Origin of the sequence: Leclercia sp. LSNIH3 (assembly GCF_002935105.1) — a bacterium.
GTDB classification, from domain to species: Bacteria; Pseudomonadota; Gammaproteobacteria; order Enterobacterales; family Enterobacteriaceae; genus Enterobacter; species Enterobacter adecarboxylatus.
In genome coordinates, this window is the sequence record NZ_CP026387.1 from 1,983,308 (window position 1) to 2,002,830 (window position 19,523).

The window sequence follows — 19,523 nt, forward strand, 5'->3', positions numbered from 1 at the left end:
TCGATATTAGGTAAGAATCGGCGGGATGAATACTATGATTTAAATATTATGTTAACAATATGTTGAAAGTGAGTGGCATATCACTTATGCAACGCAAAACAGCTCACAAAAATACACTTACTGTGACCATTTGCAAGATAATCTGTTGATTGTCGCGTAACTATAGGTTTTTAAACTGAATTCCCCTCCCCGGCTGGGGAGAGGAAAGAGAGCGGAATTACAGAATTTCCAGCAGCTCAACTTCAAAGACCAGGGTGCTGAATGGCGGAATGGACGCGCCTGCGCCACGCTCGCCGTAGGCCAGGTTCTGAGGGATAGTCAGTTCCCATTTGGAGCCTACTGGCATCAGCGTCAGGGCTTCGATCCAGCCTGGGATCACGCCGTTGACCGGGAATTCAGCCGGTTCGCCACGGGCAACAGAGCTGTCGAACACGGTGCCGTCAATCAGTTTACCGGTATAGTGCACGCGAACATGGTCGGTACGCGCCGGAATTGCGCCGTCACCCTGATTGATCACGCGGAACTGCAGACCGGTTTCGGTGCTGTTCACGCCTTCGCGCTCACGGTTTTCTTCGAGGAACTTCTCGCCTGCCGCGGCCATCTCTTCAAAACGCGCGCGACGTACGGAGTCAGCACGTTCGTGGATTTCGCGCAGCGCACGGTGAACCACATCTACCGGAACCGCCGGATGTTTACCTTCCAGCGCATCGGCGATACCCGCCACCAGCGCTTCAGGTAACAGACCTTGCAGACCTGATTCGCTCAGCTGCTGTCCTACCTGCAAACCAATACCGTAGCTTGCCTGCGCTTCGATTGTGTCAAAAGTCGGGGTGGTCATGGGATTTCCTTCCATCACATTTAAAGTAGCGGGCAGCATAACAGCCACCTTCCATCCGGTAAAACTTTGTCGCATGGAAAGATGACAAATTGCGATGAAACGGAAACAATAGAGGCTATCTGGATTTTTCCCGAATGTGTGTCACGGAAGCCCGCTTTACTACGCTCATCAGGCAGTTAGCGAACTATACTTCTTGGGACAGGAAAAAAGACGCGGAGCAGGAGGAGAGCCATGCCCGGGCCATTTGAACTAAAACCTACCCTGACGAAAATCTGGCATGCGCCAGACAACTTTCGCCTCATGGACCCGCTGCCGCCCCTGCACCGCAGAGGCATTATCATCGGTGCGCTGATGGTTATCGTTGGTTTTCTGCTGCCAGGGGCTGACGACAGCGCGACAACGCCTGTCCGGCGGGATGCCGAACTGGATTTCCGCTCGCAAACGCAGCCGCAACCCGATACCCAGCCGATGCAGACGCAGCTGGTCTCCCCGACAAACGATCCAGGCCAGATGGCGCCGGTAGAGCCGGAGCCAATTCAGGAAGAGCAACCGCAGGAGCAGGCCGCCGCGCCGGTGCAGTCGCAGCCGGTGCCTGGTATCGAACAGCAGTGGCGTTCCTATCGGGTAGAGTCAGGCAAAACGATGGCGCAGCTGTTCCGCGATCACAACCTTCCTCCGACTGACGTCTATGCGATGGCGCAGGTTGAGGGCGCAGGCAAGCCGCTGAGCAATTTGCAAAACGGTCAGATGGTACAGATCCGCCAGAACGCGAGCGGCGTGGTGACAGGGCTGACCATCGACAGCGGCAATGGTCAGCAGGTGCTGTTTACTCGTCAGGCTGACGGCAGCTTTGTCCGCGCTAAATAGCGGTTCGCCCGGTAATGCACCCTTTACCGGGCCTGTTTTCCACTCACTTTGTTGACCCACCAGATCCCTGAGCAGACCAGCACCAGCGCCACGGCATATTTGATCTCCAGGATATTCTCCCCAAGGAAAATGGCAGAGAGCACGGTTCCGGCGACCGGTACTAAAAAGTTGAACGGCGCAATCATGCTGACGCGGTTGTATTTCAGCAGCAAACTCCACAGCGCAAATGCCACCGAGGAGAGCAAGGTCAGATAGCCCAGGATGGCCGCCGCTTTGACGCTCGGTACTGCCAGCGTCCCGCCCGTTATGTAGCCCCCCACGACCAGCATCACCCCACCGATCGCCAGCTGCCAGCCGGTCATCACCATAGGATCGACCGTCTGAGAAATACGTTTGCCATACAGCGTGGCCGCAGAGAGGATAAACGCCGCCAGCACAACAAAACCGTCGCCGTTCCAGACAAAGTGGAAGTCCTGCAAGCCCGATCATCACCCCGGCAAAACCGAGGATACAACCGAGGGCTTTGTTGTAGCTGATCTTATCGTTTTGATAGATGAAGTGCGCCAGCATGACGCTGAAGAACGTGGCGGTCGCGTTCATGATCGACCCTTTAGCACCCGTCGTGTAAGCGAGACCGATATAAAAGAAGGTGTACTGGATAGCCGTCTGCGTCAGGCCCAGCACCGTCAACTGCCCAAACTGCCGTGGACTGAGTCGGCCAATCGGCTTGCGCTGGGCAAGGGCTAACAGCAGCAATAGCAGGCCGGCAAACACAAAGCGATAGCCTGCAAAGACCACCTTTGACGAAATGTCGTTAGTGGCGATCTGGAAGAGTTCGTAGCCGCTTTTAATTGCGGGATAGGAGCTTCCCCATAACAAACAGCACAGCGTCGCGCTGGCGAATACGATGTTTTTACGGGCAAAAACCGGCGTGGGCAAAACGGCATCCATAACACATCCAAAAGTTAAAATGTTGTTTCATTTTATTATCAGAGAATGTGATGGGAATAGCTACCTTACAAGGCAAAAGGTAGGGACGGGTCTCATTAAAAAGCAAAACGCCGGCACAAGGCCGGCGCTTCGAACGTGATGACGAGTAATTACTTACTCAGCAACAACGTTAACAACCAGTTTAGCGAAGACTTCGCTGTGAACCTGGAAGTCCACTTCGTGCTCACCGGTGGTACGCAGAACGCCGTTCGGCATACGAACTTCGCTCTTAGCCACTTTAACGCCAGCTGCAGTTACTGCATCAGCGATGTCGCGGGTACCGATGGAACCGAACAGTTTACCTTCGTCGCCAGATTTAGACGCGATAGTAACGGTGCCCAGTGCGTTGATTTCTTCAGCGCGAGCGTTAGCAGCCGCCAGAACGTCAGCCAGTTTGGCTTCCAGTTCAGCACGACGTGCTTCGAAAAACTCTACGTTTTTCTTGGTAGCAGGAACAGCTTTACCCTGTGGAACCAGGAAGTTACGAGCGTAGCCCGCTTTAACGTTAACCTGATCACCCAGGCTGCCCAGGTTTGCTACTTTATCAAGCAGAATAACTTGCATTACCTTATCCTCTTAAAGTCGTATTAATGGACCGTGCCCGATTACTGATGACGATCAGTGTACGGCAGCAGAGACAGGTAGCGAGCGCGTTTGATAGCGCGAGCCAGCTGACGCTGGTATTTTGCACGAGTACCGGTGATACGGCTTGGGACAATCTTACCGCTTTCGGTGATGTAGTTTTTCAGCGTTGCGATATCTTTATAGTCGATCTCTTGAACGCCTTCCGCGGTGAAACGGCAGAACTTGCGACGACGGAAATAACGTGCCATATGGCTAGTCTCCAGAATCTATCAAATCAATCTGCTCGGCATGCAGAACCATTTTGCTCAGACCGTTCTTTGCCTTATGGCAAGAGATGAACCCCTGAACGGTTACTGCGCTACCGACCGTTATACTGTGAGTAATGGCCTGGTTTTCGTGTCCGCTAATAATAACGGGCATTTGGCACCACGCCTGCCGGTGAAACCCGGCTTCCTCCTGCACTGAACGATGCTCAAGCACGAACTGGCAGTGAGGAATTCCTGATGGGCTGACCTTACGAAGGGGGGTCCTGCACACGGTACCGGACAACACCAGACGGTTGGTCATCAGAAATTACTCTTCAGAATCCCCAGCATCAGAATCATCTGCGGTTTCGTTTGCGAAATCATCGCGACGCTCACGGCGCTCGTCTTTCGCTTTAACCATCGGAGATGCTTCGGTCACTGCGTTTTTGGTACGCATAACCATGCTGCGGATAACGGCATCGTTGAAGCGGAAGTTAGTTTCCAGCTCATCGATCGCTTCCTGCGGTGCTTCAACGTTCAGCAGAACGTAGTGAGCTTTGTGCAGTTTGTTGATCGGATAAGCCAGCTGACGGCGGCCCCAGTCTTCCAGACGGTGGATCGTGCCTTCTGCTGCAGTGATTGCACCAGTGTAGCGCTCGATCATACCCGGAACCTGTTCGCTCTGGTCAGGATGGACCATAAAAACGATTTCGTAATGACGCATCGAATTGCTCCTTACGGATTATTCAGCCTCCTGTCTGGGTCAGCCGAGGCCCGGGGAGGCAAGGAACGTGTTAAAGGTCGGCTGAAAAATTGACGCGCCATAATACTTGTACCCCCCTGGAAACTCAAGCTGATTGCACAAATAATTCGCACAAAGCGCAAAGCTCGTCTAAGTGGGTGATTTACCATGGCTCACGGACGATCGCGGCGATTTTTTGAACAACAGCATCAGAAATGGTCGCCAATGCCCGTCAGATAAGGGGTTACACTTTAATCAGACCCCTTCTGAGGACAAAACCCGAAGTGATTATCGTCGCACCGTAGTTTGTCGTGGAGCGCATATCATGAAAAAGATAAACCTTGCCATTCTGGCTGCGCTTTTGCTCAGTGCAAACGCGACAGCAGCGATTCAGGTTGACGGCCGACAGGCCAGAAATATGGATGATGTGCAAAGTCTGGGCGTCATTTATATCAACCATAACTTCGCAACGGAAAGCGAAGCGACGGAAGCCATTAATGCAGAAGCCGATGCGCGGGATGCCCGCTACTATCACGTCATGCTCACCCGTGAACCGGGCAGCAACGGCAATATGCATGTCAGTGCAGATATCTACAGATAATGCTTTGACGCTAGCACCAGGAAAGCCAACAACTAAAATATTGTCATAGTCGAATTAGCCCCCTGCCCGGGGGCTTTTTTTATTTCTGCCCATAATAAGCATTCGGGCCATGCTTACGCATAAAATGCTTGTTCATGAGATAGCTGTCGATAGGTTGCAGATGCGGGTTGATGCCGCGGGCAATCCACGCCATTCTCGCTACCTCTTCCATCACCACGGCATTGTGTACGGCATCGTGGGCATCTTTACCCCAGGCAAAGGGGCCATGCTGATACACCACTATCCCCGGGGTGTGCAGCGGTTCACCCTTCCCCAGCGTTTCAATGATCACCTTGCCAGTGTTGCGTTCATACTCGTCCTGCACCTCCGCTTCGGTTAATGCGCGCGTACAGGGGATGTCGCCAAAAAAGTAGTCGGCATGGGTGGTGCCCAGCGCCGGAATGGCCAGCCCCGCCTGCGCCCAGGCCGTGGCATGGGTGGAGTGGGTATGCACCACGCCGCCAAGTGACGGATAACGCCGGTACAGCTCCAGATGGGTTGCGGTATCGGACGAGGGCCGCCACTGGCCCTCTACTACCTTGCCGTCAAGATCCACCACCACCATGTCTTCCACACGCATGGCCTCATAGACTACACCGCTGGGTTTGATCGCCACCAGCCCGCGCTGGCGATCTATCGCACTGACGTTTCCCCAGGTAAAGGTAACAAGACCGTAACGCGGCAAATCCATGTTTGCTTCAAAAACCTGCTGCTTAAGCTGCTGCATTTTCTGCTCCCGTCAGCCCGGCCCGTGCCATGCGCTCGAGCACCCAGTCGCGGGCTTTTGCGACTTCTTGCAGCGGATCCTCTGCGGTTTCGCTCCACATCTCAATCAAGTAGGGTCCGCAGTAACCGCTGTGCTTGAGAGTGGCGAAACAGGCTTCGAAATCCACCACGCCTGTGCCGAAAGATACGTTTTTAAATACGCCCGGCCGGGTGTCTTTGACGTGTACCGCCACGATATGGCCCATCCCCGCCTGCAGCTCCATAGACACGTCGTTATCCCACGCAGACAGGTTGCCGATATCGGGATAAAGCTGAAACCACGGATTATTGAGGTAGTGGGCATAGCCCAGCGCCTTGCTGATGGAGTTCATCAGCGGGTAGTCCATGATTTCCATTGCCAGCGTCACCTGGGCGCGGCTCGCCATCTCCACGCTCTCTTTCAACCCTTCACGAAAGCGCCGCCGCGTTTCGTTGTTGGCCTGCTGGTAATAAACGTCGTAGCCCGCCAACTGGATGACGCGGATCCCCACGTCCTGGGCAAAGCGAATCGCCTTACGCATGATCGCCAGCCCCTGTGCTCGCACGGCGTCATCTTCGCTGCCGAGCGGGAAGCGACGATGAGCGCTCAGGCACATTGAAGGCACGCGCACGCCAGTTTCGGCCACCGCATTTACCAGCGCCAGACGCTGCTCGCGGCTCCAGTCGAGACGGGAGAGACGCGCATCCGTCTCATCCACCGACATTTCGACGAAATCAAAACCCAGAGACTGAGCCAGTTTTAGCCGTTCAAGCCAGCACTCCCCGGCAGGAAGTGCCTTTTCATAGATGCCAAGCGGCACCTGCTTGCTTAACATAACCGCTCCTTATCCCCACAGCTGGGCGATGGAACGTTTGAACTGACGTGCCGCTTCCACCGGCGAGGCAGCATCACGAATGCTGCGCCCGGCGATAAAGACATGAATCGGGATACCTTTAAACAGCGGCAGATCCTCCAGCGCCAGACCGCCGGTGACGGTAACCTTAAAGCCCATCTCCGCCAGACGCTTCACGGCAGTAATATCGGCATCACCCCAGGCGACGCCCGCGGCCTGGGCATCGCGGCTGCGGTGATAGACCACCTGCTGAATGCCCGCCTCGCGCCACGCCTGCGCCTGCTCCCAGGTCCAGAAGCCGGTGAGTTCGATCTGCACGTCGCCGTTAAACTCTTTGGCAACCTCCAGCGCGCCTCTGGCAGTATTAATGTCTGCACAGCAGATCACCGTCACCCAGTCGGCGTTAGCTTCGAAGCACATGCGCGACAGGATTTTGCCTGCATCCGCGATTTTGGCGTCAGCCAGCACAATTTTGTGAGGATAGAGCGCTTTCAGATCGCGCACGGCGCGCACGCCTTCTCCGACGCACAGAATGGTGCCCACTTCGATGATATCCACCTCTTCGGCGATGAGACGCGTCGTTTCGTATGCGTGGGCCAGGGTTTGGTTATCCAGTGCGACCTGCAACATTGGTAATGACATTTCAATTCCCTCTTAAACTGCCGCCGCTGTGGCGTTGTCGATTAAATCCAGCACGTCCTGCTCGGTGCGGCAGGCGCGTAAACGGTCGAAATTGGCTTCGTCTTCAAACAGGTTGACGATCTGCATGATGCCCACCTCCTGATGGGTATTGGCATCAACGGCCGCCATGGTGATCAGGATATCGACCGGATCGTTATCTTCATGGTTAAACACCAGCGGCGTTTTCAATGTGACCAGTGCAAAGCCGGTTTTTTTGACTCCCTCCTCTGGGCGGCCATGCGGCATCGCCAGCCCTGGCGCAATCACAAAATAGGGGCCAAATTGCTCAACGCCATCGAGAATGGCCTGGTAATAGCGCGGCTCAACAACATCAGCCTTAACCAGCAAATCAACGCTCAGCTTTACCGCCTCCTGCCAGGTGCTGGCTTCGGCCTGTAAAAGGATGGAGTGGTTGTCTGCCAGCGAATCACGGAGCTTCATCGGGCCTCCTTACTTCACGTCTTGCGGGAAGTGTTCTTTGATCACCTCCAGCAGTTTTGGGCCAAAATCCGCAGGCGACAGCATATTGCGCACCCCCACCACATATTTATTGCCTGTGACGCTTATTTCACCGGCGATATGGGTCGAGGCAATGATGATGTCTGCGCCGTTCAGTTCACTTTTGTATTCACCCACCGCGCAGCTGTTCACCGTGTGGTCAACGTTGGACTGGGTTAAAAATTGGTCCACTTTCATCTTCATGATCATGGAGCTACCTTGCCCATTGCCACACACAGCCAGGATACGTACGGTCATAATCGAAACTCCTTAGTGAGCAGAAACTTCTGCTGTTTGTTTCTCTGCATCTTCTTCCGCCCGCAGCGAACGGCCAGCGAAGAACATATAAGCCAGGGCAATAACAATGATGACGGCCATAAAGACGATGCCGACGGAGGCGAAGCCCTGCATCATTGGCGGCGCCAGAATTGACCAGTCGGCCATACCCATCCACGCGCTCATGCCGGTGAGCTTGACCGCCCACACGCAGCCAAAGATTTCAATCATCCCCATCACCAGGCAGATCTTGAGCGCCGCGCGCCAGCCACCAAAGTGGTTAGCAAAGACGCCAATGGTGGCGTTGGAGAAGAACATCGGGATAAAGCCAGGAATAATAAGGATGGAAGAGCCGCAGCCCACCAGAATACCCACCGCGATCAGCTGACCGATGGTGCCCCACATAAAGCCCCAGACCACGGCATTTGGCGCGAAGCTATAGATAGCTGCACAGTCAATTGCCAGAACGGCCCCAGGAATCAGACGCTGAGAAATACCGTTGAAAGCTTCGGACAGCTCGGCGACAAACATGCGTACGCCCTGCGTGATAATGAAAATTGCCACTGCAAAAGAGAAACCGGTTTGCAGGATATAGACCGTCCAGTGGGTCTTACCCGCCATCGCCTGGACTACGTCGATACCGAAAGAGAGCAGAATGGCGCCGAAGAAGAGGGTCATTACAATCGCTGTAGAAACGATGTTGTCATGGAAGATATTCAGCCAGCCTGGCAGCTTAAGGTCCTCCACACTCTCCTCTTTTTTACCCAGATACGGGGCAACCTTGTAGGCAATCCACGAGGCGAACTGCTGCTGATGGCCGATAGAGAAACCGCAACCGTCGGTCACTTCCTGCGTCGGTTTGTACATCATATTGGAGGTAATACCCCAATAGAGTGAGACCAACACGGCCGTGCAGATAATCGTGGTCCACATTGGATAACCGAAGATATAGAAGGAAACCGCAATCAACCCCGCCTGCTGGAACATGATGTGGCCGGTGAGCATGATGGTGCGGATGCCGGTGATCCGGCGTAGCAGAACGTAAATGATGTTCAGCGCCAGCGCGAGCAGGACGGCGTAACCCACCCAGCTGTAGGCGTCGCCCATGCGTTCAATGGTGGCCATCATTGATGCATAGGTGTCTGATATTGCGCCATTAATGCCGTAGACCTCCGACATTTTGGCGACCACAGGTTTAAAGGTGCTGGTTAAAATGCCGGACCCCGCCTGGAGGAGCATAAAACCGATGATGGTTTTAATAGTGCCTTTGATAATGACGCTGACGCTCTTGCGTAACAGGATGTAGCCCAGACACGTCACGATACCCAGCAGTAGCGGGGCATTGGTCATTACCTGATTAAAAAAGACGGTAAAGACGCTGTAGAGGATCTCCATAACACTCTCCGATAAAGGCAGTACGCTGCGTAATGCTCGTACAACAGGCCCCCACTCTAGTAATCAAGAATAATCATCACAAGATTGCATTTGATTATTTGTGACGCGTCACGCAAATTATTTCCCTGTTGTTAGTGTTGATTTTATTAAACCACCAAAAATTCCAATTAAATTCTTATAATTCATAACATTAATGAAAATAACGCGATCGTTTAATAAGCAATAGTTGAACAATTCGTGAAGTCGATCAGCCAAAATTCCGCATTTACACCGTTGCAAAGCGCGTGAAATAGTGACAGCATTAATCATAACAAATCACAAAATGATTTAATTTGATTAAACCAGGAGTCAAAAAGATGAGTAAAGTGAACACCATCACCCGCGAATCATGGATTCTGAGCACCTTCCCGGAATGGGGCAGCTGGCTGAACGAAGAGATTGAGCAGGAACAGGTTGCGCCTGGCACCTTTGCAATGTGGTGGCTGGGCTGTACCGGGATCTGGCTGAAATCAGAGGGGGGAGCCAATATTTGCGTCGACTTCTGGTGTGGCACCGGCAAGCAAAGCCATGGCAATCCGCTGATGAAAAAGGGACATCAGATGCAGCGTATGGCGGGGGTGCAGAAACTGCAGCCCAACCTGCGTACTACGCCATTTGTCCTTGATCCCTTTGCGATTCGCCAGATCGATGCCGTCCTGTCGACCCACGATCACAACGATCATATTGACGTCAACGTCGCGGCGGCGGTAATGCAGAACTGTGCAGATGATGTTCCTTTTATTGGCCCACAGACCTGCGTTGATTTATGGATCGGTTGGGGCGTGCCAAAAGAGCGCTGCATCGTGATGAAGCCGGGTGATGTCGTAAAAATCAAAGATGTTGAAATCCACGCGCTGGATGCCTTTGACCGCACGGCTTTGATTACCCTGCCGGCAGACCAGAAGGCAGCCGGCGTACTGCCGGACGGCATGGATGAGCGGGCGGTAAATTATTTGTTCAAAACCCCCGGCGGTACGCTGTACCACAGCGGCGATTCCCACTACTCAAACTACTATGCCAAACACGGCAACGAGCATCACATCGACGTGGCGCTGGGCTCCTATGGCGAGAACCCGCGTGGTATCACCGACAAGATGACCAGTGCCGATATTCTGCGCATGGCAGAAGCACTGAACACCCAGGTGGTAATCCCATTCCACCACGATATCTGGTCAAACTTCCAGGCCGATCCACAGGAGATCCGTGTGCTGTGGGAGATGAAAAAAGACCGTCTGAAATATGGCTTTAAGCCGTTTATCTGGCAGGTGGGCGGCAAGTTTACCTGGCCGCTGGATAAAGACAATTTTGAATATCACTACCCGCGCGGGTTTGACGATTGCTTTACCATTGAGCCGGATCTGCCGTTCAAATCTTTCCTGTAATACCCCTCTTATCGCCGGGCACAGCGCCTGGCGATACCATCTTTTACTTAGTAATTTCACGCTATTTCAAATATCATCTTTTAAAATCAATTTGTTTCGGAATAGCTCATGACAGAAGCACAGCGGCATCAAATTTTACTGGAACTCCTGGCGCAGACGGGGTTTGTTACCGTGGAACAGGTGATTGCCCGGCTGGGCGTTTCCCCTGCCACCGCGCGCCGGGATATCAATAAGCTTGATGAAAGCGGGAAGCTGAAAAAAGTCCGCAACGGTGCCGAAGGTATTAGCCAACAGCGTCCACGCTGGTCGCCGATGAATATTCATCAGGCGCAGAATCACGACGAAAAAGTGCGTATTGCCCGGGCCGCCTCTCAGCTGGTCAATCCCGGCGAAAGCGTGGTGATCAACTGTGGTTCAACCGCTTTCCTGCTGGGTCGGGAAATGTGTGGTAAGCCGGTGCAGATCATTACCAACTACCTGCCGCTGGCTAACTACCTCATCGATCAGGAGCACGAAAGCGTGGTGATCATGGGCGGGCAGTACAACAAGAGCCAGTCCATTACCCTAAGTCCGCAGGATAGCGAGAACACCCTCTATGCCGGGCACTGGATGTTTACCAGCGGGAAAGGACTCACCGCCGAGGGATTGTATAAAACCGATATGCTGACGGCGATGGCGGAGCAGAACATGCTGAACGTCGTCGGCAAGCTGGTGGTGCTGGTCGACAGCAGCAAGGTCGGAGAGCGTGCGGGGATGTTATTCAGCCGCGCCGAGCAGATTGATCTGGTGATCACCGGTAAAAGTGCTGACCCCACAATCCTCCAGAAACTGGAAGATCAGGGGGTGAAGATCCTGCGCGTTTAAAGGTGCTGACGGAAAAAGGCCACCGTGGCATCAAGGGCCGTGGGCGTGATGCGGTGTTTTACTCCCGCCTCCCAGAGGCAGGTCAGGTTTTTATCCAGCCCTTCATGCTGCAAGGCCTGCTGCAGACGGAATGTTTCCCCGGCGGGCACCACATCATCCTCCTCCCCGTGCCACAGCAACAGCGGGCGATCGGCCAGGCGCGGTAACGCATTCGTCACCTCCCAGTCGGCAAGCGGAGAGACCATGGTCGCAAAGTCCCCCGGTTGCAGCGGCGGAAACAGCGTGCGGGCCAGCGAGGTAAAGTAGCCAGAACCCATCAGGCTTGCCACGCATTTCACCTCTGGATGGCGCGCCATGATACCCAGCGCAGTCATCCCTCCCATCGAGGCTCCGGCGACTGCCAGGCGTTCATCCGCCACCAGCCCGGCCTGGTATAACGCGCTCTTCAATGCGGCAAACTCCGTGAGATTACCATGCAGAATCGGCCAGAACTGGCCCAGCCGAGCCTGCTCATCGCCGGAATAACGCGCCCCGTGATCGGGTGCATCTGGCATCACCACCCGAAAACCCGCTTGCGCCAGCGCCACCGCAAAATAGCTGTAAACCAGTTTTGAGGATGTAAAACCATGATAAAAAATGACAACGGGCAACGGCTGAGCCTTTTTCCCGGCGGGAAAAGCGTGTACACACTCATGGTCGCCAAATTGACGTATTTCAAGTTCAATCATTAATGGGCCTCATGCTAATGGGTGATTTAAAATGTTGAGAACCAGATTACGCTTTCGCACAATTTTCATTCGAAATTTACGCCGCAGCTAACAATTTGGGAACATTCCCCCAATCCTAAATCAACAGAGTTCTACACTATGGCTATCAGGAAACGAGATATGGTTATGCGTAGGTTTGCTGCTTTATTGCTAACGCTGGCGTTGGGCGGATGTAGTGTATTAGAAGGCTCGCCGCAGCCTGCACCACCGGTTGCCGACCACCCACAAGAAATTCGTCGTAATCAGACGGAAGGATTACAGCGGATGGGTACGGTCACCGCCCTGGAGCGAGGCTCTCCCGCAGATGTGGAAAATGCCATTAAAGCAAAAGCCGTCGCTGCGAAAGCAGATTATTACGTCATTGTCCTTGTTGATGAAACCATCGTGACAGGACAATGGTACTCGCAGGCCATTTTATACCGTAAATAACGCGCGGTATTTAAACGACATTTACACTGCTTTGCGTCCATAGACGTTTTCCTGTTCACAATAAACTCCATGCCTGGGTCAATGGAAGCGAGTTTATTAGCGAAGGATTGCCCGGCGGATTCCGGGGACACGTAAAATGGAGCTGACGATGAAACGATCTCTTGCTTTGACCTCACTGTTGCTCTCAGCCGGTCTGGTGAGCACTGCCGCCCAGTCAGCCGAATTTGCCAGTGCTGATTGCGTGACGGGTTTAAATGAAATCGGACTGATTTCCGTGAGTGATATCTCAGGGAGTCCGCAGGATGTTGAGCGCATGATCGCGCTAAAAGCAGATGAACAGGGAGCATCTTGGTATCGCATTATTGCTATGCAGGAAGAGAGCCATGTTGATCGTTGGCGAGTCCAGGCCATCCTTTACGTCTAAAAAGCATCAATAAAAAGCCACTAAAAAAGAGTGGCTTTTTATTATTTACAATTCTATTATCCTTGCCGTTACTACCACGAGACACTTATGTAACATTTTGTTACATAAACCCAATAAATGTTATCCCTGCTCTGCCGTTGAAAAGCGTTACCTTTTTAACAATGAGCAATTTATGATCAACTTTTTTCGCCGTGCAGGTCTGGGCACAAAGCTATCGCTGCTTACCGGCTTGAGTGTTGCCACACTCTTTCTGCTTTTCACTTTCCTTCTGAGCTATAACACCAGTCAAAAACTCGAATCGCTGGCCATAGAAGACCTGCATAACCAGTCCACCGGCGTGGTGGATATGGTGCAGATGTTCAACACTAGCCTCACCGAAGAGGTGGAAAGCTATACCCGCCTGTTCACCACCTTTTTGCCGCAGCCGCTGAACCTTGACGCCAGCCAGACCCGCACCATCAACGGTCAGACTGTCCCGCTGCTGAAAGGCGGCGATACGGAACTCCATGAGAACAACACCACACCCGATGATTTTCTGAATCGCACCGGCGCCATCTCTACGCTGTTTGTTCGCAGCGGTGACGACTTTGTTCGCGTGGCAACCTCCCTGCGTAAAGAGAACGGCGATCGGGCCATCGGTACGAAACTGGATCACGCCAGTCCAGCATGGGCAGTGGTGGCCAAAGGAGAGGTTTATCGCGGCCTCGCCCTGCTGTTCGGCAAACGCTATATCACCCAGTACCAACCGGTAAAGGATGCGGGTGGACAGGTAATCGCCATTATCTTCGTCGGGGTCGACATCACCCACTCGTGGAACGTCATGCGCGAGAAGATCCTCAGCCGCCGTCTGGGCGAAAGTGGCCACTTCTTTGTGCTGGACCGCAGCAATGGCAAAAATCACGGCCAGTACCTGTTCCACAGCGCAGAAGAGGGACGGTTGCCGACGTGGGAGAACGAGGTTCAGCAACAGTTACTGGGGGATGACTCCGGCACCCTGGAACGTCAGAGCGCCGATGGTCGCACCCTGATTATGGCCTGGACGCCGCTCCCGGGCTGGAACTGGACGATAGTGGGCGAAGTGGATAAAACCGTCCTGCTGGCCGATGTGACCAGCATGCGCGATCGCTTCCTGCTGGCTGGCGTTGTTCTGTCTGCGCTCTTCGCCATGCTGTTCGTGTTTATTATCCGCCGCTGGCTGACACGCCCGCTGCGCGATGTGATTGGTCTGGCAGAACAGTATGCCGCAGGCGATCTGCGCGCCACTCTGCCAGCCACCCGTCAGGATGAGGTGGGTCAGCTGATAAGCGCCATTAACGGCATTGGCGGCGGGCTGCAAAAAATCGTGCTGCAGGTGCGTGAAGCCGCGGGAGATATCCATCTGGGAACCAACGCCCTGGCGGCGGATACCGGCGAGATCTCCGAACAGATCAACAAGCAGGCCAGCAGCGTGGAAGAGACCTCTGCCAGTATGGAGCAACTGGCGGCCAGCGTGCAGCAGAATGCGGCCAATATGGAGCAGACCCAGCAACTGGTGGGCGAAACGTCCCGGGCAGTGCATCAGGGCGGGGAGACCGTCAGCAATGCTGTCTCTACGATGGATGATATTCGCGAAGCATCGAAACGTATCGAAGCCATTACCCGGGTGATTGAGGGTATCGCTTTCCAGACCAATATTCTGGCGCTAAACGCCGCCGTAGAAGCCGCCCGCGCAGGTGAGCACGGTAAAGGCTTCGCCGTGGTGGCTCAGGAGGTTCGCGCCCTGGCAGCACGAAGCGCCAACGCGGTGAAGGAGATTGAACAGCTGATTGGCGATACGCTCAGCAAGGTGAGCGAGGGCCACGCCCTGTCGGAGCAGACCCGTCAGGCGATGGATAGCATCATTGAGCACATCGACAATATCAACCAGCTGGTCACGGAAATTAACCATGCCTCCCGCGAGCAGTCGGCAGGCATCGGTCAGGTGAACCTGGCGATGACGCATATCGGCGAAGCGTCGCATATTAACGCCGATCGCGTCTCGCGCAGCGAACAGACCGCGCAGGTCCTGCGCGGGAAAGGCTCGCACCTGACCGATCTGGTCAGCCTGTTCCGCCTGTAAGGATCAGGCAACGCCGCCCGTGGCGCGGAGCAGCAGGTCGTCCTGGACCTGCTCGCCGATCAGCGATCCGCCGCGGGCATCAAGCATTTCACGACACCAGGCCTGCGCCACCGGCGGTGACGCATGGCGCAACATCTGCGCCCCCGCGCCCAGCAGGAAGATCTGCCGGGCGATCTCCCTGCCCTGCGCCTCCTGCGGTTTACGTAACTTCTGCTGCAACTGGCGCCAGCTGCGATCGAAGTGCCGATCCTGCCCTTTCACCTCGGCAAAATCATCGGCCAGCAGATCCATCACCGCAGGCTGTTTCGCCAGCACGCGCAGCACGTCCAGCCCCATGATATTGCCCGAGCCTTCCCAGATACTGTTGACCGGCATTTCACGGTACAGGCGCGGCAATTCACTCTCTTCGCAATAGCCTATACCGCCGAGCACCTCCATCGCTTCAGCGACAAAGGGGATCCCCGCTTTACAGATGGCCAGCTTTGCAGCCGGGGTAAACAGCCGCGCCCACAGCGCTTCGCGCTCGTTATCCCGGCGATCCCAGGCGCGCGCCAGGCGGAACAGAAGCGCAGTCTGCCCTTCCAGCTGCAACGCCATGCGGCTTAATACGTCGCGCATCAGCGGCTGATCGATCAGGTTTTTGCCAAAGGTCTGCCGCTGGTGGGCATGATACAGCGCCACCGAAAATGCCCGGCGCATCAGGCCATGGCTGCCAAGCGCGCAATCGAATCGGGTGAGGCCGCCCATTTTCAGGATCTGGCGCACCCCTTCACCCTCCTCGCCCAGCAGCCAGCCGGTCGCCTCGAGAAACTCGGCTTCACTGCTGGCGTTCGAACGGTTCCCCAGCTTGTCTTTCAGACGCTCCAGATGCACGGCATTACGCAGGCCGTCTGGGAGAAAACGGGGAACGAAAAAGCACGACAGGCCACCTTTCGCCTGCGCCAGCACCAGATGGGCATCGCTTTGCGGCACAGAGAAGAACCATTTATGGCCCACCAGCCGGTAGCTACCGTCGCTGCACCGTTCTGCCCGGGTGGTATTGCTGAGAACATCCGATCCGCCCTGTTTTTCCGTCATCCCCATGCCAATTAACAGACCGCGCTTCTGATTGCCCGGGGCCAGATGCGAGTCATAACGGTCGCTGAGGAGCGGCGTCAGCCAGTCGTGGAAGGCGCGCGGTAATGCCTGTTGCAGCAGCGGCGTGGCGGCATGGGTCATGGTGATCGGGCAAAGCGTGCCGGCCTCAACCTGCGCATGCAGGATAAAGCGTGCCGACCGGGCCACAAATGCGCCTTTGCGCACCTCCTCTTCCCACGCCAGGTTATGCACCCGGTTGGCGCACAGACCCTGCATCAGCAGGTGCCACGCGGGATGAAAGCGCACATCGTCCAGCCGGGTTCCGCTGGCGTCAAAGCGCAGCAGTTCAGGTGGATTGACGTTGGCAAGGCGGCCCAGTTCCAGAGATTCTGCCGTACCCAGTTGCTGGCCGATACTGGCGAGCAGCTCGGCGTCCCAGTCCGCGCCTTCACGGCTGACCGCTTCGCACAGGGCACGATCGGAAAGAAAAAGGTTGCTGTTGGTGAGTGGCGCAGGCTGATTAAAAACAGTGTGCGTCTGCCAGTGCATAATGTATCCCTCCTTCTATGGCAATGACGTAATTATGGACAGGCCAGGCAGACGCTGCACGGGAGCGGGCACAAAATTTCGCCCTCCGTAAGCGTGAATCTGGTCACAGATTGCGCGAATAATAAATTTCCAAATAGCTTTTATGGTGAATAATTTATTCCTACCCTCATGGAGAGAATAACGATGCAAACCCCTCAACGAGCGCCGGATGCCCATAAGCGCGCTTTAATTGCTGGCTCAATTGGTAATTTCATCGAATGGTACGAATTTGCGGTGTACGGTTTTCTGGCCACTGTGATTGCAAAAAACTTTTTCCAGCTCAGCGGCGAGGCCGGGCTGACCAGCCTGATCCTCACCTACGCCTCTTTTGCTATCGCCTTTTTCTTTCGTCCGTTGGGCGCCATCGTCTTCGGGCGGATCGGCGATCGTATCGGGCGTAAGCCCACGCTTATCATCGTGCTGGTGATGATGACGCTGGCCACCGCGGCCATCGGTCTCGTACCGGTGTATGCCAGCATCGGCATTGCCGCCCCGCTGATTATCACCGTCCTGCGGATCCTGCAGGGGCTGTTCGCGGGCGGCGAGTATGGCGGCGCGGTATCGCTGATGACCGAGTTCGCCCCGCGCGGCAAACGGGGGCTGTACGGCGCATGGCAGTCGTTTACCGTTGCGCTGGGACTGCTGGCCGGTGCGGGCATTGTGGCGTTGCTGTCGGCGCTGCTGACACCAGAAGCTCTGCATGACTGGGGCTGGCGCATTCCGTTCTTTATCGCTCTGCCGCTGGGGGCCGTCGCCTTGTGGCTGCGGGTGAGTATGGAAGAGACGCCGAGCTTCGTGAAACAGCAAACCAGGCCAGTCGTTGCGAAGGCCAAAACCGGCGACACGCTGAAAGCCATTGTGATGGGGATCGGCCGGGTGATGGTGTGGTCTGCTGCGGGCTATACCTATCTGGTGATCATGCCCGCCTACCTGCAATCTGCCCTGCATACCGGCTTTAACCAGGCGCTGCTGATTGCAGTGATCTCCAATATCGGTTTTGCGCTGACCATTATTCCGTCGGGGATCCTCAGCGACCGCATCGGACGCCGCACGGTGATGGTGATTGCCGCTGTCCTGCTGCTGATCCTCGCCCTGCCGCTGCTGAAAATATTGCAGGCTGAATCCAGTACCCTGGCAGTGAAAGCGATTGTGGTGCTGATTGCTGGTGGCCTGGTAGGAATGCTGGCAGGACCAGGGCCGGCCATGCTGTCGGAGATGTTCCCGACGCGAGTACGTTATACCGGGCTGGGGCTGGCCTATTCGCTGTCGAATGCCATCTTCTCGGGCTGTGCGGGTTTAATCATTACAGGTCTGATAAAAGAGACGGGGAATCTGGATATCCCGGCATATTACGTGATGGCGACGGCAGTGGTGAGTATTGTGGCGCTGATGACGCTGAGAAAGGATGACCATTTGCGGTCGCTGGAGGAGTGAGGTATGTGCCGGGTAGCATTACGCTTACCCGGCCCGGATGATCACCCTCTGGTGCCTTCACCCCAACCTTCTCCCATAGTAAGAGGGAGAAAACACTAAAGGCCTTCTTTGAAGGCCTTTAGTTTATTTCCCGCGCTGGCGCACCGCTTCAAACAGGCAGATGCCGGTAGCCACGGAGACGTTCAGGGACGAGACGCTGCCTGCCATCGGAATGCTGATCAGCTCGTCGCAGTGCTCACGGGTCAGGCGGCGCATACCTTCGCCTTCTGCACCCATTACCAGCGCCATGCGGCCGGTCATTTTGCTCTGGAACAGAGTATGGTCAGCTTCACCCGCCGTACCCACGATCCAGATGTTCTCTTCCTGCAGCTGACGCATGGTACGCGCCAGGTTGGTTACCCGGATCAACGGCACGTTTTCCGCTGCGCCACAGGCCACTTTTTTGGCCGTCGCGTTCAGCTGTGCGGAACGGTCCCGGGGCACGATCACCGCGTGGACACCCGCCGCATCGGCGCTACGCAGGCAGGCACCGAGGTTGTGCGGATCGGTCACACCGTCGAGGATCAGGAAGAACGGATTCTCCAGCGAAGCAATGAGATCCGGCAGATCGTTTTCCTGATACTGGCGACCCGGCTTCACGCGGGCGATGATTCCCTGGTGCACCGCGCCTTCGCTTTTTTCATCCAGATACTGACGGTTCGCCAGCTGGATCACCACACCCTGCGCTTCCAGGGCGTGGATCAGCGGCATCAGGCGTTTATCTTCACGCCCTTTCAGAATAAACACTTCCTGAAAACGCTCCGGTGCGCGCTCCAGCAGGGCCTGCACCGCGTGGATGCCGTAAATCATTTCACTCATTAAAGGTACTCATGTGAGGCGGTGTGCGCCGGGTTAAATGGGGCCGTGAATGTCGTCACTTGCGCCTATTATAACCGACCCGCCGGTCAAATCGACTCCTGTCGGCATTAGCCGTTCACCACCGCTCACGCAACGTCTGTCGGGACCGGGTGCGCAGGCAAACTGGCGTTCAGCAAAAAGCGCGTGGAGGCATGGTAGGACGCAAGGA

General features: G+C 55.2%; 22 protein-coding genes and 1 pseudogene. 8 read left to right on the top strand and 15 right to left on the bottom strand.

All coding sequences use genetic code 11. The features are described 5' to 3' along the window. Window positions 1-217: 217 nt before the first annotated feature. A complete protein-coding gene (gene fklB, locus C3F35_RS09595) occupies window positions 218-838 on the bottom strand; it encodes an FKBP-type peptidyl-prolyl cis-trans isomerase (protein ID WP_032616205.1) in 621 nt (206 codons plus the stop codon). A gap of 231 nt (window positions 839-1,069) precedes the next feature. Here fklB and C3F35_RS09600 point away from each other — a divergent pair, with 231 nt between their 5' ends. Further along, entirely contained in the window at window positions 1,070-1,705 is a 636-nt protein-coding gene (locus C3F35_RS09600; RefSeq protein WP_032616204.1) for an OapA family protein, read from the top strand. Between the two features lie 23 nt (window positions 1,706-1,728). Here the strand turns inward: C3F35_RS09600 and C3F35_RS09605 are convergent. The 5 genes and pseudogenes from C3F35_RS09605 to rpsF form a co-directional block, all read right to left on the bottom strand. Next, a pseudogene (locus tag C3F35_RS09605) lies at window positions 1,729-2,656 on the bottom strand (DMT family transporter). A gap of 153 nt (window positions 2,657-2,809) precedes the next feature. Further along, on the bottom strand, window positions 2,810-3,259 hold the full coding sequence (gene rplI / locus C3F35_RS09610; RefSeq protein WP_032616202.1) for a 50S ribosomal protein L9: 450 nt from the start codon (window positions 3,257-3,259) through the stop codon (window positions 2,810-2,812). 41 nt (window positions 3,260-3,300) lie between these two features. Beyond that, window positions 3,301-3,528, bottom strand: coding sequence for a 30S ribosomal protein S18 (gene rpsR, locus C3F35_RS09615; protein WP_000135199.1), 228 nt, complete (start codon window positions 3,526-3,528; stop codon window positions 3,301-3,303). A 4-nt stretch (window positions 3,529-3,532) separates the two neighbouring features. Beyond that, complete coding sequence (gene priB / locus C3F35_RS09620; protein ID WP_006178996.1) at window positions 3,533-3,847, bottom strand: primosomal replication protein N; 315 nt, start codon at window positions 3,845-3,847, stop codon at window positions 3,533-3,535. Between the two features lie 6 nt (window positions 3,848-3,853). Then, window positions 3,854-4,249: a 30S ribosomal protein S6 gene (gene rpsF / locus C3F35_RS09625; RefSeq protein WP_011915632.1), complete on the bottom strand. Its 396-nt coding sequence runs from the start codon at window positions 4,247-4,249 to the stop codon at window positions 3,854-3,856. A 343-nt stretch (window positions 4,250-4,592) separates the two neighbouring features. On the opposite strand from rpsF, the gene yjfY reads away from it, so the two are divergent. Next, on the top strand, window positions 4,593-4,868 hold the full coding sequence (yjfY, locus tag C3F35_RS09630; RefSeq protein ID WP_032616201.1) for a DUF1471 family protein YjfY: 276 nt from the start codon (window positions 4,593-4,595) through the stop codon (window positions 4,866-4,868). Between the two features lie 79 nt (window positions 4,869-4,947). Here yjfY and C3F35_RS09635 read toward each other — a convergent pair whose 3' ends face one another. Genes C3F35_RS09635 through ulaA form a run of 6 tightly spaced genes read right to left on the bottom strand, consistent with a single transcriptional unit; the run spans window position 4,948 to window position 9,355 of the window. Further along, window positions 4,948-5,634 carry an L-ribulose-5-phosphate 4-epimerase gene (locus C3F35_RS09635; RefSeq protein ID WP_103793120.1) on the bottom strand — a complete coding sequence of 229 codons (687 nt, stop codon included), beginning with the start codon at window positions 5,632-5,634 and terminating at the stop codon, window positions 4,948-4,950. Beyond that, window positions 5,621-6,487: an L-ribulose-5-phosphate 3-epimerase gene (locus tag C3F35_RS09640; protein WP_103793119.1), complete on the bottom strand. Its 867-nt coding sequence runs from the start codon at window positions 6,485-6,487 to the stop codon at window positions 5,621-5,623. The genes C3F35_RS09635 and C3F35_RS09640 overlap by 14 nt, the downstream gene beginning before the upstream one ends. A gap of 9 nt (window positions 6,488-6,496) precedes the next feature. Further along, window positions 6,497-7,147: a 3-keto-L-gulonate-6-phosphate decarboxylase UlaD gene (locus C3F35_RS09645; protein ID WP_032616198.1), complete on the bottom strand. Its 651-nt coding sequence runs from the start codon at window positions 7,145-7,147 to the stop codon at window positions 6,497-6,499. A 12-nt stretch (window positions 7,148-7,159) separates the two neighbouring features. Next, window positions 7,160-7,627, bottom strand: a complete 468-nt coding sequence (gene ulaC / locus C3F35_RS09650; protein WP_032616197.1) for a PTS ascorbate transporter subunit IIA — start codon at window positions 7,625-7,627, stop codon at window positions 7,160-7,162. Window positions 7,628-7,636: 9 nt separating this feature from the next. Further along, a complete protein-coding gene (gene ulaB, locus C3F35_RS09655) occupies window positions 7,637-7,942 on the bottom strand; it encodes a PTS ascorbate transporter subunit IIB (RefSeq protein ID WP_032616196.1) in 306 nt (101 codons plus the stop codon). A 12-nt stretch (window positions 7,943-7,954) separates the two neighbouring features. Further along, on the bottom strand, window positions 7,955-9,355 hold the full coding sequence (gene ulaA / locus C3F35_RS09660; protein WP_032616195.1) for a PTS ascorbate transporter subunit IIC: 1,401 nt from the start codon (window positions 9,353-9,355) through the stop codon (window positions 7,955-7,957). A gap of 356 nt (window positions 9,356-9,711) precedes the next feature. Here ulaA and ulaG point away from each other — a divergent pair, with 356 nt between their 5' ends. Together ulaG and ulaR are read left to right on the top strand one after the other, a co-directional pair. Continuing rightward, entirely contained in the window at window positions 9,712-10,776 is a 1,065-nt protein-coding gene (gene ulaG, locus C3F35_RS09665; RefSeq protein ID WP_032616194.1) for an L-ascorbate 6-phosphate lactonase, read from the top strand. A 108-nt stretch (window positions 10,777-10,884) separates the two neighbouring features. Further along, window positions 10,885-11,640: an HTH-type transcriptional regulator UlaR gene (gene ulaR / locus C3F35_RS09670; RefSeq protein WP_032616193.1), complete on the top strand. Its 756-nt coding sequence runs from the start codon at window positions 10,885-10,887 to the stop codon at window positions 11,638-11,640. On the opposite strand, the gene yjfP is transcribed toward ulaR, so the two are convergent. Beyond that, a complete protein-coding gene (yjfP, locus tag C3F35_RS09675) occupies window positions 11,637-12,368 on the bottom strand; it encodes an esterase (protein WP_059308899.1) in 732 nt (243 codons plus the stop codon). The two genes, ulaR and yjfP, sit on opposite strands and share 4 nt — an antisense overlap. 138 nt (window positions 12,369-12,506) lie before the next feature. Here yjfP and bsmA point away from each other — a divergent pair, with 138 nt between their 5' ends. The 3 genes from bsmA to C3F35_RS09690 all read left to right on the top strand — a co-directional run bounded on the left by bsmA (window position 12,507) and on the right by C3F35_RS09690 (window position 15,358). Continuing rightward, window positions 12,507-12,836 carry a biofilm peroxide resistance protein BsmA gene (gene bsmA / locus C3F35_RS09680; RefSeq protein WP_071886502.1) on the top strand — a complete coding sequence of 110 codons (330 nt, stop codon included), beginning with the start codon at window positions 12,507-12,509 and terminating at the stop codon, window positions 12,834-12,836. 136 nt (window positions 12,837-12,972) lie between these two features. Beyond that, complete coding sequence (gene yjfN, locus C3F35_RS09685; RefSeq protein WP_032616190.1) at window positions 12,973-13,260, top strand: DUF1471 family protease activator YjfN; 288 nt, start codon at window positions 12,973-12,975, stop codon at window positions 13,258-13,260. A gap of 172 nt (window positions 13,261-13,432) precedes the next feature. After that, window positions 13,433-15,358 carry a methyl-accepting chemotaxis protein gene (locus C3F35_RS09690; protein ID WP_032616189.1) on the top strand — a complete coding sequence of 642 codons (1,926 nt, stop codon included), beginning with the start codon at window positions 13,433-13,435 and terminating at the stop codon, window positions 15,356-15,358. A gap of 3 nt (window positions 15,359-15,361) precedes the next feature. On the opposite strand, the gene C3F35_RS09695 is transcribed toward C3F35_RS09690, so the two are convergent. After that, entirely contained in the window at window positions 15,362-16,984 is a 1,623-nt protein-coding gene (locus C3F35_RS09695) for an isovaleryl-CoA dehydrogenase (protein ID WP_059308900.1), read from the bottom strand. A 183-nt stretch (window positions 16,985-17,167) separates the two neighbouring features. On the opposite strand from C3F35_RS09695, the gene C3F35_RS09700 reads away from it, so the two are divergent. After that, complete coding sequence (locus C3F35_RS09700) at window positions 17,168-18,457, top strand: MFS transporter (protein WP_077227715.1); 1,290 nt, start codon at window positions 17,168-17,170, stop codon at window positions 18,455-18,457. A gap of 123 nt (window positions 18,458-18,580) precedes the next feature. Here the strand turns inward: C3F35_RS09700 and rlmB are convergent, their stop codons facing one another. Then, a complete protein-coding gene (gene rlmB / locus C3F35_RS09705) occupies window positions 18,581-19,315 on the bottom strand; it encodes a 23S rRNA (guanosine(2251)-2'-O)-methyltransferase RlmB (RefSeq protein ID WP_032616186.1) in 735 nt (244 codons plus the stop codon). Between the last annotated feature and the right edge of the window lie 208 nt (window positions 19,316-19,523).

Bases quoted from the DNA above. Each gene is read 5' to 3' on its own strand.
- fklB (WP_032616205.1), bottom strand. From the start codon at position 838: ATGACCACCCCGACTTTTGACACAATCGAAGCGCAGGCAAGCTACGGT.
- C3F35_RS09695 (WP_059308900.1), bottom strand. From the start codon at position 16,984: ATGCACTGGCAGACGCACACTGTTTTTAATCAGCCTGCGCCACTCACC.
- bsmA (WP_071886502.1), top strand. From the start codon at position 12,507: ATGGCTATCAGGAAACGAGATATGGTTATGCGTAGGTTTGCTGCTTTA.
- C3F35_RS09635 (WP_103793120.1), bottom strand. From the start codon at position 5,634: ATGCAGCAGCTTAAGCAGCAGGTTTTTGAAGCAAACATGGATTTGCCG.
- ulaC (WP_032616197.1), bottom strand. From the start codon at position 7,627: ATGAAGCTCCGTGATTCGCTGGCAGACAACCACTCCATCCTTTTACAG.
- rplI (WP_032616202.1), bottom strand. From the start codon at position 3,259: ATGCAAGTTATTCTGCTTGATAAAGTAGCAAACCTGGGCAGCCTGGGT.
- priB (WP_006178996.1), bottom strand. From the start codon at position 3,847: ATGACCAACCGTCTGGTGTTGTCCGGTACCGTGTGCAGGACCCCCCTT.
- C3F35_RS09645 (WP_032616198.1), bottom strand. From the start codon at position 7,147: ATGTCATTACCAATGTTGCAGGTCGCACTGGATAACCAAACCCTGGCC.
- ulaB (WP_032616196.1), bottom strand. From the start codon at position 7,942: ATGACCGTACGTATCCTGGCTGTGTGTGGCAATGGGCAAGGTAGCTCC.
- C3F35_RS09600 (WP_032616204.1), top strand. From the start codon at position 1,070: ATGCCCGGGCCATTTGAACTAAAACCTACCCTGACGAAAATCTGGCAT.
- C3F35_RS09640 (WP_103793119.1), bottom strand. From the start codon at position 6,487: ATGTTAAGCAAGCAGGTGCCGCTTGGCATCTATGAAAAGGCACTTCCT.
- rpsR (WP_000135199.1), bottom strand. From the start codon at position 3,528: ATGGCACGTTATTTCCGTCGTCGCAAGTTCTGCCGTTTCACCGCGGAA.
- ulaA (WP_032616195.1), bottom strand. From the start codon at position 9,355: ATGGAGATCCTCTACAGCGTCTTTACCGTCTTTTTTAATCAGGTAATG.
- C3F35_RS09690 (WP_032616189.1), top strand. From the start codon at position 13,433: ATGATCAACTTTTTTCGCCGTGCAGGTCTGGGCACAAAGCTATCGCTG.
- yjfY (WP_032616201.1), top strand. From the start codon at position 4,593: ATGAAAAAGATAAACCTTGCCATTCTGGCTGCGCTTTTGCTCAGTGCA.
- C3F35_RS09700 (WP_077227715.1), top strand. From the start codon at position 17,168: ATGCAAACCCCTCAACGAGCGCCGGATGCCCATAAGCGCGCTTTAATT.
- rlmB (WP_032616186.1), bottom strand. From the start codon at position 19,315: ATGAGTGAAATGATTTACGGCATCCACGCGGTGCAGGCCCTGCTGGAG.
- ulaR (WP_032616193.1), top strand. From the start codon at position 10,885: ATGACAGAAGCACAGCGGCATCAAATTTTACTGGAACTCCTGGCGCAG.
- yjfN (WP_032616190.1), top strand. From the start codon at position 12,973: ATGGAGCTGACGATGAAACGATCTCTTGCTTTGACCTCACTGTTGCTC.
- yjfP (WP_059308899.1), bottom strand. From the start codon at position 12,368: ATGATTGAACTTGAAATACGTCAATTTGGCGACCATGAGTGTGTACAC.
- ulaG (WP_032616194.1), top strand. From the start codon at position 9,712: ATGAGTAAAGTGAACACCATCACCCGCGAATCATGGATTCTGAGCACC.
- rpsF (WP_011915632.1), bottom strand. From the start codon at position 4,249: ATGCGTCATTACGAAATCGTTTTTATGGTCCATCCTGACCAGAGCGAA.